The following is a 16,081-nucleotide window of genomic DNA, read 5'->3' on the forward strand; positions in this document are numbered from 1 at the left end:
GGGAAACGACAATGACACACGATAACAAACTCCAGGTTGAAGCCATCAAACGTGGCACCGTGATTGACCACATCCCTGCGCAGGTCGGCTTTAAGCTGCTGACGCTGTTCAAACTGACCGAAACCGACCAGCGCATCACCATCGGCCTGAACCTGCCGTCAGGCGAAATGGGCCGCAAGGACCTGATCAAGATCGAGAATACCTTCCTGACCGACGAGCAGGTTAACCAGCTGTCGCTGTACGCGCCGGACGCCACCGTTAACCGCATCGACAATTACGACGTGGTGGGCAAATCACGCCCAAGCCTGCCGGAGCGGATTGAGAGCGTGCTGGTTTGCCCGAACAGCAACTGCATCAGCCACGCGGAGCCGGTCTCCTCCAGCTTCGCAGTGAAAAAACGCGCCAATGACATCGCACTCAAATGCAAATACTGCGAAAAAGAGTTTTCTCATTATGTGGTGCTGGCCAACTAATTGAGGTTGGTAAAGGATCCCGGCCTCCCTATAATGGCCGGGACTCTTAAATCAGCTGTTATTCTGGAGAAATCATGACCAAAGTACTCGCGACGGAAAATGCACCAGCGGCTATCGGCCCATACGTTCAGGGCGTTGATCTGGGTAGCATGATTATTACCTCTGGCCAGATCCCGGTGAACCCGAAGACCGGTGAAGTGCCAGCCGACGTAGCGGCGCAGGCGCGTCAGTCGCTGGAAAACGTGCAGGCGATCGTGGAATCCGCAGGCCTGAAAGTGGGCGACATCGTGAAAACCACCGTTTTCGTGAAAGATCTGAACGATTTCGCCACCGTTAACGCCACTTATGAAGCGTTCTTCACCGAGCATAACGCCTCTTTCCCGGCGCGCTCCTGCGTGGAAGTGGCTCGTCTGCCAAAAGACGTGAAAATTGAAATCGAAGCGATTGCCGTACGTCGCTGATTGATAGCAGCAGAGAATGGGCGGCTTCGGCTGTCCATTTTTTTTGGTTATTTTTCCTCTCACCAAAGCATGACTGCCCCACCCGCCATTAATAACATCACCCTGCGTATTTATTATTAATGGACTAACAATGAAATTATCAAAAATTGCCCTTGCGATGGCGACCCTGACCGTTGCCTCATCCGCTTTAGCGCACGGATATATTGAGTCTCCTGCCAGCCGCGCTTATATGTGCAAGCTCGGTCAAAACATTGACTGTGGCTCCGTTCAGTATGAACCGCAGAGCGTGGAGAAAACCTCCGGCTTCCCGGGCGGTGCGATGCCGCCAGACGGCCAGCTTGCCAGCGCGGGGATTGCGAATTACTCCCAGCTGGATAAACAGAGCCTGAACGCGTGGACGAAAAGCCCCATGACCGCCGGCCCGCATGAGTTTGTCTGGTATCACACCGCGCCGCACAAAACCACTAACTGGCGTTACTACATCACCAAACAAAACTGGGATCCGAATAAACCGCTGACCCGCGATCAGTTTGAATTAACCCCGTTCTGTACCGTGAATGGAAATGGCCAGGCCCCCGCGATGCGCAAAGCCATGACCTGTAATGTACCTGCGCGAACGGGTTACCAGGTGATTTATGGCGTCTGGGAAATAGCGGATACCTCAAACAGTTTCTACCAGGCCATTGACGTTGATTTTGGTAACGGCGGCAATGTTACCCCGGATGACGGTGCCAGCATCGAATCAGAGTGGAGCAAAGTCCTCAGCGGCCAGATTGCGGGAAATAACCTGAACGTCGGCGATAAGGTCATTGCCCGCTTCTTCGACGCGCACGGTGAAGTGACGTCCCTGCGCACGGAAATGACGATCGCCACGGCCGCGCAGGGGGATGCCAACCAGTGGTCGTACGATCTGGCGCAGAAAATTAACACCGCGCACCAGGACATTCGCGTCGGCGTGAAGGATGAGGGCGGCGAGATTAGCCCGGTCCATGGCGCGAACAGCGTCTTCGTCAAAGAGGGCAGCGCCCTGCAGTCCGTTGCGATTTCATACGAAGAGCAGAAGGCAGAGGTCAATGAAACCATCGCCGTCAGCAATTTGCACTACAGCAAAATCGAGAACGGCAATGCGACCGTCACCTTCCATGTGAATACTCACGGTAACGTCGATTTCGAAGCCCACGTCATGAACCATCACGGGGCGGAAAAAGGGTACCTGAAGCAGGAGATGAATAACGCGAATCAGGACGTCACCCTGACGCTGACCGGCGTTGAGGCGGGTCACCACATGCTGAAGTACTACGCCACCAATAAAGACGGCACGCTGTTTGCGCAGGATGTGCTGAACCTGATGCTGGAAGAGGAAGCCGCGGCGGACAACAGCACCGGTCAGCATGACTACATCTTCCCGGATAACATCGCGTCGTACAAAGCAGGCACCGTGGTGCTGCAGCCAAAAGACGGTAAGACCTACCAGTGTAAGCCTTTCCCGTACAGCGGCTACTGCGTGCAGTGGAGCAAGTATGCGACCCAGTTTGAGCCGGGCACGGGTTCACACTGGAAAGAGGCGTGGGTGCTTAAGCACTAGTCCCCTCACCCTAACCCTCTCCCCAAAGGGGAGAGGGAACCGATCGAGCCCCTCGCCCCTTTGGGGAGAGGGGTTGGGGTGAGGGGGTTTTTCCTACTGATTCCGCGTCGCGCGCAGCAGCGTCTCCAGCGGGTACACCGCTGCAATCACCACTTCGTCCTGAACCTTCGCCGCGTTATCCAGCTCGCTCTGAATTGAGGCGATCTCTTTATCGTCCAGCGTGCCCTGACGCGCTACCAGATCGGTGAGCCTCAGGCCAATCGAGGCCAGCTTATCCACCTCCTGAATCACCGGCTTGATCGCCTTCAGCTGATAGCTGTTTTCACTCAGTGCCAGCGCGTCGCTGGTATTGCTCTGCCAGCGGTTAAACACATGGCGCAGCGCGTCGGCACTTTCGGTATCCTCGGCGTCGCTCACCAGACGGTCGGCCCATTTGTTCATCTGGCGCACGGTGGCGCTTTCAGCGTTCAGCGCATCCGCGAAGCGGTTGAGCGGCTCAAACTGATGGTAGTTTCCGGCCTGGAATTTGAGATGCTGACGAGTGTAATACTGCGCAGGCTCCACCGCCTGGGCGAGGATTTGCAGCGGCAGCGTATCGGCATTCCCGGCAAGGCGCGTGAACTGCACCTGCTGCTGGGTGTGCTGCTGCAGCCCGACCGAGACCGTCGACCAGCTGTCCATCGCCTGCAGGCGGGTGTACATGTTGTCGACATCGGTAACATCCTGCGCGGACCATAACCGCTCCGCCACCGCAAAGGTACGCGGCCACAGACGGATATCCAGCACCGGTGCTACCACGTTTTCCGCCCACAGCGCGGCTTCTCCGCCAAGCAGATTAACCTGATGAGCGATATCCGGCACCACCGGCGGAGTGCCTTTAGGGACCTCATCCAGACGCGTGCCGCTGATCGGGTAGCGGACATTCCCCACCAGGAAATAACCCGTGAGCTTATCGTTATCAACCGACACCACCGGGCGCGTTTCGCCCATCCAGGTATCAACGGTAAACGTCACCTGATTGTCATCGCGCCACGCAATGTTATCCACCGCGCGGCGGGACTTGCCGGCAAAATCAATAAATCCGCGCCAGCCGGACTCCCCTTTCACCAGCGTAAAGCTGCCTTCGACCGGCTTGCCTTTCAGACGCGGCATGGAGAAGGCCCAGCTCTGGGCGCTGTCGGTGTCGGCAATCACGTCCACGCCGTTTAAGGCCTGCGGCACGATCTCATTGCGGTAGTGGTAAGCGGTGGACTGCGGCTGATCGAGATAGAAGCCCGTCGAGAGGATCCCTTTGTAGCCGTTCTGCGCCACCTGTCCCAGCGCATCCTGCCCCTGCCAGGACTGGATCAGAATGCTTTTGGGCAGATCGGGATGGTAGATCTCATCCCAGCCCACCATCTGCCGGTGGTGTTTCTCAAGGATCGTTTCCAGCTTGCGGTTGAAATACGCCTGCAGCGCGTGGCTGTCCGCCAGCTTGTGGTCGCGCATAAACTGCTGAATGGCTGGGTTCGCTTTCCACTGGCTGTCGTCCACCTCATCGCCACCGATGTGCAGATAAGGATCGGGGAAGATCGCTGCCAGTTCGCTGACCATCGCGTCAGCAAAGGCGTAAGTGGCCTCTTTGGTCGGATCCAGCACCGGCTTTAAGACTCCCCAGTGGCGCTCCATTTCGTACGGCCCCGGCGCGCTCATCAGCGCCGGGTAGGCCACGGCAATGGCCGAGGCGTGGCCCGGCATATCGATCTCCGGCACCACGCGGATACCGCGATCGGCAGCATAGCGGACAATCTCGCGCATCTGCTCTGGCGTGTAGAACAGCCCGTCGCTGGCAAGCTGGGTCAGCTTAGGATAGCGCTTTGAGCTGAAGCGCCAGCCCTGATCGTCGGTTAAATGCCAGTGCAGCACGTTGAGTTTTGCCGCGGCCATACCGTCGAGCTGGCGTTTGATATCCGCCAGCGGGATAAAGTGGCGCGCCGAGTCCAGCAGCAGCCCGCGCCACGGGAAGCGCGGGGAATCTTCAATGGTCACCCACGGTACAGAGGTGTTTTCCGCGCTGTTTTGCACCAGCTGGAGCAGCGTTTCCATGGCACGCAGCGCGCCGAAACGGGTATTGGCGGCGATATCCACCCCGTTGGCATCCACCGTCAGCCTGTAGCTTTCGTCGCTGTCCGGCAGCGGCTGCGGCTTCACTTTTTTGGCGATGGCAATGCGAATGGTCGGTTTTTCGGGTTTGTCGGCCTGCGGCTGCAGCGTCCAGCCGGTTTGCAGGGCAATGCGCTGCCGCAGGCGGTTAACGGCGTAACCGAGATCGTCTCCGCTGACGCTTACGGAGAGTTGATTATTGAGCACCAGCGCGCCCTGAGTGGTCGGGCGTTCAACCTTCGCAGGCCAGGGCATCAGGGGAAGATCGCCTGCCGGGGCGGCAAACGCTGACGCGCCGAGCAGCAGCCCGGCGGTTAAGAGGCTGTACCGTAACATGAATGTTCCTTATCTGACGGGCCAAATATCCCCGTCATACTTCAAGTTGCCTGTGCGTTGGCTGCACTCGTTCACCCCGGTCACTTACTTATGTAAGCTCCCGGGGATTCACTCCCTTGCCGCCTTCATGCAACTCGAATTATTTAGGGTATACAGGCAAAACATTCTGGTAACATGCGCTCAATTTGTCGTCAAGCGAATGCGCCGACGGAGATCACAGGTTGTTGAATTTGGGAGAAAAGCCAGTCCCCTCACCCCGGCCCTCTCCCTTCCAGGGAGAGGGTTAGGGTGAGGGTATGTTTTTACTGCCACCCATACCGACGCGCATAAAACCCTTTCACCATCTGCGTCAGCACCATATAGCCCGCGAGGATCGCCACCAGCCACGGGAAGTAGCTCAGCGGCAGCGCCTGCAGCTGCAGGTAGCTGGCCAACGGTGAGAACGGCAGCGCGATGCCGAGCGCCATCACAATCCCCGTCATCACAATCAGCGGCCAGGCGGCACGGCTCTGGATGAACGGAATACGACGGGTGCGGATCATATGCACAATCAGCGTTTGCGACAGCAGCCCCACCACGAACCAGCCGGACTGGAACAGGGTCTGATGTTCCGGCGTATTGGCGTGGAACACAAACCACATCAGGCAGAAAGTCAGGATGTCAAAGATGGAACTGATCGGGCCAAAGAAGAGCATAAAACGCCCCAGATCCGCCGGGTTCCAGCGCTGCGGCTTCTGGATCTGCTCGTCGTCGACGTTATCAAACGGGATCGCCACCTGAGAGACATCGTACATCAGGTTCTGGATCAGCAGATGCAGCGGCAGCATCGGCAGGAACGGCAGAAACGCGCTCGCTACCAGCACGCTGAAGACGTTACCGAAGTTGGAGCTGGCGGTCATTTTGATGTATTTCAGCATGTTGGCAAAAGTCCGACGCCCTTCGATCACACCCTCTTCCAGCACCATCAGGCTCTTTTCCAGCAGGATGATGTCTGCCGCTTCGCGGGCGATGTCCACCGCCCCGTCCACGGAGATGCCAATATCCGCCGCACGCAGCGCGGGCGCGTCGTTGATACCGTCGCCCATAAAGCCCACCACGTGCCCTTCTCGACGCAGCAGGGTGACGATACGCTCTTTATGCATCGGCGTCAGGCGGGCAAACAGCGTGGTGTGCCGGGCAAGCTGAGCCAGCTCGTCGTCACTGAGGTGTTCAATATCGCTGCCTACCACCACGTCACCCGCGTCCAGCCCCACTTCGTGGCATACTTTGGCGGCCACCAGCTCGCTGTCGCCGGTAAGGATTTTCACGGTGATCCCGCTGGCCTTCAGCGCTTTCAGCGCCGGAGCGGTGGTCTCTTTCGGCGGATCGAGGAATGCGATATAACCCTCTAGGATCAGATCGGATTCGTCGATACGCTGATAGTCCCCCTCGCGCGCAGGCAGGAATTTGCTCGCCACCGCCACCACCCGCAGCCCCTGACGGTTCAGGTTATCCGTGACGCGTTTGATGCGGCGCAGCATGGTGTCGTCCAGCGGCACGATGTCGCCGTTGTAGCGCACCTGGGTGGAAACATTGAGGATCTCCTGCAACGCGCCTTTGCAGATCAGCTGGTGCACATCCGGCTGCTCGCTGACCACCACCGACATCCGGCGGCGCTCAAAATCGAACGGGATCTCATCCACCTTCTGCCAGCGGCCAGAGAGTGAGCGGGCAGACTCTTCATCCACCCCTTCCAGCACCGCGACATCGAGCAGGTTTTTCAGCCCGGTCTGGTAGTGGCTGTTCAGCCAGGCGCTGTGCAGCACGCGTTCGCTGGTTTTACCGGCGATGTCGGTGTGGTTCTCCAGCACGATTTTATCCTGCGTCAGCGTGCCGGTTTTGTCGGTGCAGAGAATGTCCATCGCGCCAAAGTTCTGAATAGCGTCGAGGTGTTTAACGATCACCTTCTGTTTTGACAACTTCACCGCCCCGCGCGCCAGGGTGGAGGTGACAATCATCGGCAGCATTTCCGGCGTTAAGCCAACCGCCACGGAGAGCGCAAACAGCGCGGCTTCCCACCAGTCGCCTTTGGTGTAGCCGTTGATCAGCAGCACAATCGGCGCCATCACCATCATAAAGCGGATCAGCAGCATGCTGACACGGCCAATCCCTTTCTGGAACGCATTCGGCTCGCTCTCCTGCTCTGTCACACGTCCGGCAAGCTGACCAAACCAGGTATTGCCGCCGGTGGCGGTGACAATCGCCTGCGCCGTGCCGCTGACCACCGTGGTGCCCATAAAGCACAGGGTGTCGCACTCAAGCGGGTTCATCTGCTGCGGATCGCGGCTCCGCGCCACCTTTTCCACCGGCAGGGACTCCCCGGTGAGCGAGGCCTGGGCCACGAACAGATCGCGCGCCTGGATGATGCGTAAATCCGCCGGGATCATATCCCCGGCGGCGAGCTTCACCAGATCGCCCGGCACCAGCTGGTCGATGGGCAGTTCGACCCAGGCGTTTTCACCCAGATCGTTAATGACTCGCGACACGGTCGCGGTGTTGCTGACCATCGCCTTCAGGGCATCCGCCGCTTTGGTGGAGCGCGCTTCCTGGATAAAGTTCAGCAGCGTGGAGATCCCCACCATCAGGGCGATAACGCCTGCGGCAAACAGATCTTCAGTGGCATAAGAGATAATGCCCAGCACCGTCAGCAGCAGGTTGAAGGGGTTGCGGTAGCAGATCCACAGATGCACCCACCACGGCGCCGGTTTTTGCGCCGGGATAAGGTTATCACCATGCACGGCCCGGATTTTTTGCACTTCAGCCGCATTCAGCCCTTCCGGGTGTCCGTTAAAGGCGCGCCAGACTTCGTTCTCATCCATCGCCGCCACGTTAAGGCAACGCTCGGTCAGGCTGGCGGGAATAGTGGCGCCGGAGAAATTTTTGCCGTTTGGCAGTGGATCGCGCTGAACCAGACGGTGTGGCAGGTGGCGGCTCAGCAGCGCCTGCAGCTGCCGGGTGATATTTTTAAACATAGTCATTCCCCCGCATCCGCCAGGGCGGACGCAGTCATTCCTGCAGGCGTGGCAAAGCCGTACCTGACAGGCACTTAAATTTTCAAGCAGGAACGTTCAGAACGTTGCTGCCTCACATCACCGGTGAGACAGCACAAGGCTGGCTTACCGGAAAGAAGGGGTTCTCCTGGTCAGGAGAGGTGTGGGATCGGGATCCATGTCGCCTCCGGTAAGTAAAAATAAGGGGTACGCCGCGCAGTATAAGGATTTAACCGTACCCTAAGCGGCGCGTCGGGCGGTATTATACCCACCCTCAAATAAACCGAACGTAAACCAGACTTTGCCCATAGCGAATTAGCGCTATAGCATTAGGCTCATTTGACACCGTTATCGTTGTTACAGGGAATACAGCATGCAAAACCGCCTTACGATTAAAGACATTGCGCGTTTAAGCGGCGTGGGGAAATCCACCGTGTCGCGTGTGCTGAACAACGAGAGCGGTGTCAGCGAACGCACGCGCGAGCGCGTCGAGGCGGTGATGAATCAGCACGGGTTTTCCCCTTCCCGTTCCGCACGCGCCATGCGCGGACAGAGCGATAAAGTGGTCGCCATTATTGTCTCGCGTCTGGATTCCCTCTCTGAAAACCTCGCCGTACAGACTATGCTGCCCGCCTTCTATGAGCAGGGTTACGATCCAATCATGATGGAGAGCCAGTTCTCACCACAGCTGGTGGAAGAGCATCTGGGGATGCTGGCGCGACGCAACATCGACGGGGTGGTCCTGTTTGGTTTTACCGGCATTAAAGAGGAGATGCTCAAACCCTGGCAACCCTCGCTGGTCTTGCTGGCACGCGATGCCCACGGATTTGCGTCCGTCTGCTATGACGATGAAGGGGCGATTATTACCCTGATGCAGCGCCTGTACGAAAAAGGCCATCGTCATATCAGCTATCTTGGCGTACCGCACGCGGACGTCACCACCGGCAAACGCCGTCATGAAGCCTATCTGGCGTTTTGCAAAAAGCACAACCTCTCTGCCGTGGCTTCCCTGCCCGGGCTTGGCATGAAGCAGGGCTATGAACAGGTCGCCAGCGTGCTGACCCCGCAGACCACCGCGCTGGTGTGCGCGACCGATACCCTAGCGCTGGGTGCGAGCAAATATTTACAGGAACAGCGCATCGACGAGCTGCAGGTTGCCAGCGTAGGCAGTACCCCGCTGATGAAGTTCCTGCACCCGGAGATCATCACCGTCGATCCGGGCTACGCTGAGTCCGGCCGTCAGGCCGCCGCACAGCTGATTGAGCAGATCAACGGGCGCGCAGAACCCCGCCAAATCGTCATTCCCGTCCATCTTTCATAACCGCCATAAATCGGTTTATTGTGATCTTCGCCCGATTTCGGGAACGTTCCCATTTTCGCCGTCCCGCTGAAGGAGTAGGCTTGCGCTCAGGTCATTACACCCCTCCCATCTGTCATGAGGTTTCATGATGAGTAAAGTCAAACAAGCAGATATCGATCAGCTGATCGTCCTGGTGGGCGGTCGCGAAAACATCGCGACGGTCAGCCATTGCATTACCCGCCTGCGCTTCGTGCTGAACGATCCGGCCAAAGCCAATCCGAAAGCGATAGAAGAGCTTTCGATGGTGAAAGGCTGCTTCACCAACGCCGGGCAGTTCCAGGTGGTTATTGGTACCGAAGTGGGCGATTACTATCAGGCTCTGCTCGCCACTACCGGGCACAACGCGGCAGATAAAGAGCAGGCCAAAAAGGCCGCGCGCCAGAATATGAAATGGCACGAGCAGCTTATCTCCCACTTCGCAGAGATCTTCTTCCCACTGCTGCCGGCGCTGATCAGCGGGGGCTTAATTTTAGGCTTCCGTAACGTCATCGGTGATGTGCCGATGAGCGACGGCAAAACCCTGGCGCAGATGTACCCGGCGCTGAAAACCATTTACGACTTCCTGTGGCTGATTGGCGAAGCGATCTTCTTCTATCTGCCGGTGGGGATTTGCTGGTCCGCCGTGCGTAAAATGGGCGGTACCCCGATTCTGGGTATCGTACTCGGCGTAACGCTGGTCTCTCCGCAGTTAATGAACGCTTACTTACTTGGCCAGCAGGCGCCGGAAGTATGGAACTTTGGCCTGTTCACCATCGCCAAAGTGGGTTATCAGGCGCAGGTTATCCCGGCATTGCTGGCGGGTCTGGCGCTGGGCTTTATTGAGACGCGCCTGAAACGCATCGTGCCAGATTACCTCTATCTGGTGGTGGTGCCGGTCTGCTCGCTGATCCTGGCGGTGTTCCTGGCGCACGCCTTTATCGGTCCGTTTGGCCGCATGATCGGCGACGGTGTGGCCTTTGCCGTCCGTCACCTGATGACCGGCAGCTTCGCGCCGATTGGTGCCGCGCTGTTCGGCTTCCTGTACGCCCCGCTGGTGATCACCGGCGTACACCAGACCACGCTGGCGATTGATATGCAGATGATCCAGAGCCTTGGCGGCACGCCGGTCTGGCCGATTATCGCGCTGTCTAACATCGCTCAGGCATCTGCCGTAACGGGCATTATTCTGGTCAGCCGTAAGCATAACGAGCGTGAAATTTCCGTTCCGGCCGCCATCTCCGCGTATCTCGGGGTCACCGAACCGGCGATGTACGGTATCAACCTGAAATACCGCTTCCCGATGCTCTGCGCCATGATCGGCTCGGGTCTGGCGGGTCTGGTGTGTGGTCTCAACGGCGTGATGGCGAACGGCATCGGCGTTGGTGGCCTGCCGGGTATTCTCTCCATTCAGCCCGCCTTCTGGCAGGTGTTTGCCCTGGCGATGGCCATCGCGATCATCGTCCCTATGGCGCTCACCACCATGGTTTACCAGCGTAAGTTCCGTCAGGGCGCGCTGCAGATTGTTTAACTTCATCTTTCGGGGCGCAGTTGCGCCCCTTCGCATTTGCAGGAACGCATTATGAATACCCTTCCTCACTGGTGGCAGAACGGAGTCATCTATCAGATTTACCCAAAAAGTTTTCAGGACACGACCGGCAGCGGCACCGGCGATTTGTGCGGCGTGACGCAGCGGCTGGACTACCTGAAAACCCTCGGTATTGACGCCATCTGGCTGACGCCGTTTTACATCTCCCCGCAGGTGGATAACGGCTACGACGTGGCGAATTACACCGCCATCGACCCGGCGTACGGCACGCTGGATGACTTTGACGAGCTGGTCGCCCAGGCGCATGAACGCGGCATTCGCATCGTGCTGGATATGGTGTTTAACCACACGTCAACCCAGCACGCCTGGTTCCGTGAATCACTGAATAAAGCCAGCCCGTACCGCCAGTTTTATATCTGGCGCGACGGCACGCCGGAGCAGCTTCCCAACAACTGGCGCTCCAAATTCGGCGGCAACGCCTGGCGCTGGCACGCCGAGAGCGAGCAGTATTATCTGCACCTCTTCGCCCCGGAGCAGGCGGATCTCAACTGGGAGAATCCGGCCGTGCGCGCTGAACTGAAAAAGGTGTGCGAGTTCTGGGCCGATCGCGGCGTGGACGGCCTGCGTCTGGATGTGATTAATCTGATTTCGAAAGAGCAGGCTTTCCCGAATGACGATATTGGCGACGGTCGCCGCTTCTACACCGATGGGCCGCGCATTCATGAATATCTCCAGGAGATGAGCCGCGACGTCTTTACGCCGCGTAATCTGATGACGGTGGGCGAGATGTCCTCCACCTCGCTGGAGAACTGCCAGCAGTATGCGTCTCTCGACGGGCGCGAGCTGTCGATGACCTTTAACTTCCATCATCTGAAGGTGGATTACCCCGGCGGCGAAAAATGGACGCTGGCAAAACCGGATTTCGTGGCGCTGAAAACCCTCTTCAACCACTGGCAGCAGGGGATGCATAACAAAGCGTGGAACGCGCTGTTCTGGTGTAACCACGATCAGCCGCGCATTGTGTCGCGCTTTGGCGATGAAGGCGAATACCGCGTACCGGCGGCGAAGATGCTGGGCATGGTGCTGCACGGGATGCAGGGCACGCCGTATATCTATCAGGGTGAAGAGCTTGGCATGACCAACCCGCACTTCAGCCGCATCACCGATTACCGCGACGTGGAAAGCCTGAACATGTTCGCCGAACTGCGGGCTAACGGCCGCGATCCGAACGAACTCCTGGCGATTCTGGCGAGTAAGTCGCGCGATAACGGGCGCACGCCGATGCAGTGGGATGCCTCGCACAATGCGGGTTTTACCGAAGGTGAGCCGTGGATTGGCGTCTGCGACAACTACGAGACGGTCAACGCCCGCGCGGTGCTGGACGATCCCGATTCGGTGTTTTATACCTACCAGTCGCTGATTCGCCTGCGCAAAACCCTGCCGGTGCTGACGTGGGGCGATTATCAGGATCTGCTGCCGGAACATCCGTTCCTGTGGTGTTATCGCCGCCAGTGGCAGGGGCAAACCCTGGTGGTGGTGGCTAACCTCAGCCATCAGTCTCATGAATGGGAATCAGGCGTTCTCAGCGGTGAGTGGCAGTCCGTCATGAGTAATTACCCGGCCCCACATACCGCCACGCTACGTCCGTTTGAAGCCGTCTGGTGGCTACAGGCGTAATCTCCCGCCGGGCGTAACAGCAGCGCCCGGCTTACTTTACTGTTTTTGTTGAATAATTAATCAGATTTTTCCTTTGCGGATTTACATTCGCTCCAGCGCCCGCCGTTTGTACTCTCGTCTTTTTACTTTGTTCTGAATCAAAAAAATCGCAAACATGTTTGATGCAAATCACTATATGTAGCACTTAAAATGCTGGCCGACCCAACATCTTGTATTTATCGTCTACTATTCCAACAACAACACGGCGACTCCGCTCTCCGGGATTGTGGATAACAAGGGTCGGGAACGCGGGAAGTCATTGGGCTGGCTGATAATCCACCCGGTGCATACTTCCCCACCTCTGTGGATAACCTGTTTTTAAAATGGAGTGATCATGACACCGCATGTGATGAAACGTGATGGCTGTAAAGTGCCGTTTAAATCAGAGCGCATTCAGGAAGCCATTCTGCGTGCAGCTAAAGCAGCGGGAGTCGATGACGCAGATTACTGCGCCACCGTCGCAGACGTCGTTAGCCGCCAGATGAACGAACGCAGCCAGGTGGATATCAGCGAGATCCAGACTGCGGTTGAGAACCAGCTGATGTCTGGTCCTTACAAGCAGTTAGCGCGCGCTTATATTGAGTACCGCCACGACCGCGACGTCCAGCGTGAAAAGCGCGGCCGCCTGAATCAGGAAATCCGGGGTCTGGTCGAGCAGACCAACTCCGCCCTGCTCAATGAAAACGCCAATAAAGACAGCAAGGTGATCCCGACCCAGCGCGATCTGCTGGCCGGTATCGTGGCTAAACACTACGCCCGTCAGCATCTGTTGCCGCGCGACGTGGTGTCGGCGCACGAGCGCGGTGAGATCCACTACCACGATCTCGACTACTCGCCGTTCTTCCCGATGTTTAACTGCATGCTGATCGACCTCAAAGGCATGCTGACCCACGGTTTTAAAATGGGTAACGCCGAGATTGAACCGCCGAAGTCTATCTCCACGGCGACGGCCGTCACGGCGCAGATTATCGCCCAGGTCGCGAGCCACATTTATGGCGGCACCACCATTAACCGCATTGATGAAGTGCTGGCCCCGTTTGTCACTGCCAGCTTTAAGAAGCACCGTAAAACGGCGGAAGAGTGGCAGATCCCCGATGCTGACGGCTACGCCCATTCCCGCACCGAGAAAGAGTGCTATGACGCGTTCCAGTCGCTGGAGTACGAGGTGAACACGCTGCATACCGCGAATGGTCAGACGCCATTTGTCACGTTCGGCTTTGGTCTGGGAACCAGCTGGGAGTCGCGTCTGATTCAGCAGTCCATTCTGCGTAACCGTATCTCCGGTCTTGGCAAAAACCGCAAAACGGCGGTGTTCCCGAAACTGGTGTTCGCCATCCGCGACGGCCTGAACCATAAGTTTGGTGACCCGAACTACGACATTAAACAGCTGGCGCTGGAGTGCGCGAGCAAGCGCATGTATCCGGACATTCTGAACTACGACCAGGTGGTGAAAGTCACCGGTTCGTTTAAAACCCCGATGGGCTGTCGCAGCTTCCTCGGCGTGTATGAGGACGAAAACGGTGAGCAGGTGCATGACGGCCGCAACAACCTGGGCGTGATCAGCCTGAACCTGCCGCGCATCGCGCTGGAAGCCAAAGGTAATGAAGACACCTTCTGGGCGCTGCTGGATGAGCGTTTACAGCTGGCACGTAAAGCGCTGATGACCCGCATCGCCCGCCTGGAAGGGGTGAAAGCCCGTGTCGCGCCAATCCTCTATATGGAAGGGGCCTGCGGCGTACGTCTGAAAGCGGACGACGACGTGTCTGAGATCTTCAAAAACGGTCGTGCGTCGATCTCGCTGGGCTATATCGGCATTCACGAAACCATCAACGCCCTGTTTGGCAACACGCATATGTATGACAGCGACGCGCTGCGCGAGAAAGGCATCGCCATTGTTCAGCGCCTGCGCGATGCCGTTGACCAGTGGAAAGAAGAGACCGGCTACGGCTTTAGCCTGTACAGTACGCCGAGCGAAAACCTGTGTGACCGTTTCTGCCGTCTGGACACCGCCGAGTTCGGTATTGTGGAAGGGGTGACTGATAAAGGTTACTACACCAACAGCTTCCACCTGGACGTGGAGAAAAAGGTTAACCCGTACGACAAGATTGACTTTGAAGCGGCCTATCCCCCTATCGCCAACGGCGGCTTTATCTGCTACGGCGAATACCCGAACATCCAGCACAACCTTAAAGCGCTGGAAGACGTGTGGGATTACAGCTATCAGCACGTGCCGTATTACGGCACCAACACGCCTATCGACGAGTGCTACGAGTGCGGCTTTACCGGCGAGTTTGAGTGTACCAGTAAAGGCTTTACCTGCCCGAAATGCGGCAACCACGATGCGGCCCGCGTATCGGTAACCCGCCGCGTGTGCGGCTATCTTGGCAGCCCGGATGCGCGTCCGTTCAACGCCGGTAAGCAGGAAGAGGTGAAACGCCGCGTGAAGCATTTAGGGAATGGGCAGATCGGTTAAGTTCCGTGTTCTCCCCCTCACCCTAGCCCTCTCCCTCAAGGGAGAGGGAACTCTTCCCCCTCTCCCCGTGGGAGAGGGCCGGGGTGAGGGCATCAGCGCGCATACATTCTCTGGACATTTCTATGCGATATCACCAGTACTACCCCGTCGACATCGTTAACGGCCCCGGCACCCGCTGCACTCTTTTTGTCTCAGGCTGCGTGCACGAATGCCCTGGCTGCTACAACAAAAGCACCTGGCGGCTCAATTCCGGCATGCCGTTTACCGCCGGGATGGAAGACCGGATCATTAACGACCTCAACGACACCCGCATCAAACGTCAGGGGATTTCGCTCTCCGGCGGCGATCCGCTGCACCCGCAAAACGTGCCGGAGATCCTGAAGCTGGTGAAACGCATTCGCCGCGAGTGCGCAGGAAAAGATATCTGGGTATGGACGGGCTATAAGCTGGACGAGCTGAACGCGCAGCAAAGGGAAGTGGTGGATCTGATTAACGTGCTGGTCGACGGCAAATTTGTACAGGATTTAAAAGACCCGGCGCTTATCTGGCGCGGCAGCAGTAACCAGGTTGTGCATCATTTGCGGTGAGCATTAGAGCCGTTTGTTTGCATCATGATAAACGGCTGCTTTCTCTTTTTTCACTATCATTCCCTTTAACGCCCTCGGGTCAAATGCCAGTTCATAAGTCATCCAGACTAACCTTAATTCCCTTTTGCGGATTAGCCAGTCGCTCCCGGACTGTCTGTATCAGCGCATCTTCGCTGTCGCTAATCGTGACCGTTTTCACCGGCATGCGTCCCGTCTCCGCAACGTACTGAAAAAGGAGTCGCACGGCTTCTGTTGGGGTGATATTGAGTTTTTCCAGCACGGCATAAGCCTCGTTTTTGAGTTTGTCATCCAGACGGACGTTAAGCGTAGCCATTATGCCTCCAGGAGAATCGAATGTGTAATGCAGTTTAGCATTACATTCGCATTACATCGA

11 protein-coding genes are annotated in these 16,081 nt (G+C 57.5%); 8 read left to right on the forward strand and 3 right to left on the reverse strand.

What is annotated here, in order from left to right; all coding sequences use genetic code 11:
- Nucleotides 1-11: 11 nt before the first annotated feature.
- The 3 genes from pyrI (at nucleotide 12) to gbpA (ending at nucleotide 2,519) form a co-directional block, all read left to right on the forward strand.
- Nucleotides 12-473: an aspartate carbamoyltransferase regulatory subunit gene (pyrI, locus tag PUZ33_RS17950; RefSeq protein ID WP_058680799.1), complete on the forward strand. Its 462-nt coding sequence runs from the start codon at nucleotides 12-14 to the stop codon at nucleotides 471-473.
- Between the two features lie 74 nt (nucleotides 474-547).
- Complete coding sequence (gene ridA / locus PUZ33_RS17955; protein ID WP_006810315.1) at nucleotides 548-934, forward strand: 2-iminobutanoate/2-iminopropanoate deaminase; 387 nt, start codon at nucleotides 548-550, stop codon at nucleotides 932-934.
- Nucleotides 935-1,064: 130 nt separating this feature from the next.
- Entirely contained in the window at nucleotides 1,065-2,519 is a 1,455-nt protein-coding gene (gene gbpA / locus PUZ33_RS17960; RefSeq protein WP_029883482.1) for an N-acetylglucosamine-binding protein GbpA, read from the forward strand.
- 93 nt (nucleotides 2,520-2,612) lie between these two features.
- Here gbpA and PUZ33_RS17965 read toward each other — a convergent pair whose 3' ends face one another.
- A complete protein-coding gene (locus PUZ33_RS17965) occupies nucleotides 2,613-4,997 on the reverse strand; it encodes a beta-N-acetylhexosaminidase (RefSeq protein ID WP_058680801.1) in 2,385 nt (794 codons plus the stop codon).
- Nucleotides 4,998-5,299: 302 nt separating this feature from the next.
- Nucleotides 5,300-8,008 carry a magnesium-translocating P-type ATPase gene (gene mgtA, locus PUZ33_RS17970; RefSeq protein WP_274205355.1) on the reverse strand — a complete coding sequence of 903 codons (2,709 nt, stop codon included), beginning with the start codon at nucleotides 8,006-8,008 and terminating at the stop codon, nucleotides 5,300-5,302.
- Between the two features lie 391 nt (nucleotides 8,009-8,399).
- Here mgtA and treR point away from each other — a divergent pair, with 391 nt between their 5' ends.
- From treR to nrdG, 5 genes are all read left to right on the forward strand, one after another.
- Nucleotides 8,400-9,347 carry a trehalose operon repressor TreR gene (gene treR / locus PUZ33_RS17975; RefSeq protein WP_020688716.1) on the forward strand — a complete coding sequence of 316 codons (948 nt, stop codon included), beginning with the start codon at nucleotides 8,400-8,402 and terminating at the stop codon, nucleotides 9,345-9,347.
- Nucleotides 9,348-9,474: 127 nt separating this feature from the next.
- Nucleotides 9,475-10,893 carry a PTS trehalose transporter subunit IIBC gene (gene treB / locus PUZ33_RS17980; protein ID WP_058680818.1) on the forward strand — a complete coding sequence of 473 codons (1,419 nt, stop codon included), beginning with the start codon at nucleotides 9,475-9,477 and terminating at the stop codon, nucleotides 10,891-10,893.
- A 51-nt stretch (nucleotides 10,894-10,944) separates the two neighbouring features.
- Nucleotides 10,945-12,588, forward strand: a complete 1,644-nt coding sequence (gene treC, locus PUZ33_RS17985) for an alpha,alpha-phosphotrehalase (protein WP_058680802.1) — start codon at nucleotides 10,945-10,947, stop codon at nucleotides 12,586-12,588.
- 373 nt (nucleotides 12,589-12,961) lie between these two features.
- Complete coding sequence (gene nrdD / locus PUZ33_RS17990) at nucleotides 12,962-15,100, forward strand: anaerobic ribonucleoside-triphosphate reductase (protein ID WP_058680803.1); 2,139 nt, start codon at nucleotides 12,962-12,964, stop codon at nucleotides 15,098-15,100.
- Nucleotides 15,101-15,222: 122 nt separating this feature from the next.
- Complete coding sequence (gene nrdG, locus PUZ33_RS17995) at nucleotides 15,223-15,687, forward strand: anaerobic ribonucleoside-triphosphate reductase-activating protein (protein ID WP_057071444.1); 465 nt, start codon at nucleotides 15,223-15,225, stop codon at nucleotides 15,685-15,687.
- Nucleotides 15,688-15,778: 91 nt separating this feature from the next.
- Here nrdG and PUZ33_RS18000 read toward each other — a convergent pair whose 3' ends face one another.
- A complete protein-coding gene (locus PUZ33_RS18000) occupies nucleotides 15,779-16,021 on the reverse strand; it encodes a type II toxin-antitoxin system RelB/DinJ family antitoxin (protein WP_008501400.1) in 243 nt (80 codons plus the stop codon).
- Nucleotides 16,022-16,081 lie beyond the last annotated feature (60 nt).

Origin of the sequence: Enterobacter cloacae complex sp. 2022EL-00981 (genome assembly GCF_028737495.1) — a bacterium.
In the GTDB taxonomy this organism is placed as follows: Bacteria; Pseudomonadota; Gammaproteobacteria; order Enterobacterales; family Enterobacteriaceae; genus Enterobacter; species Enterobacter cloacae.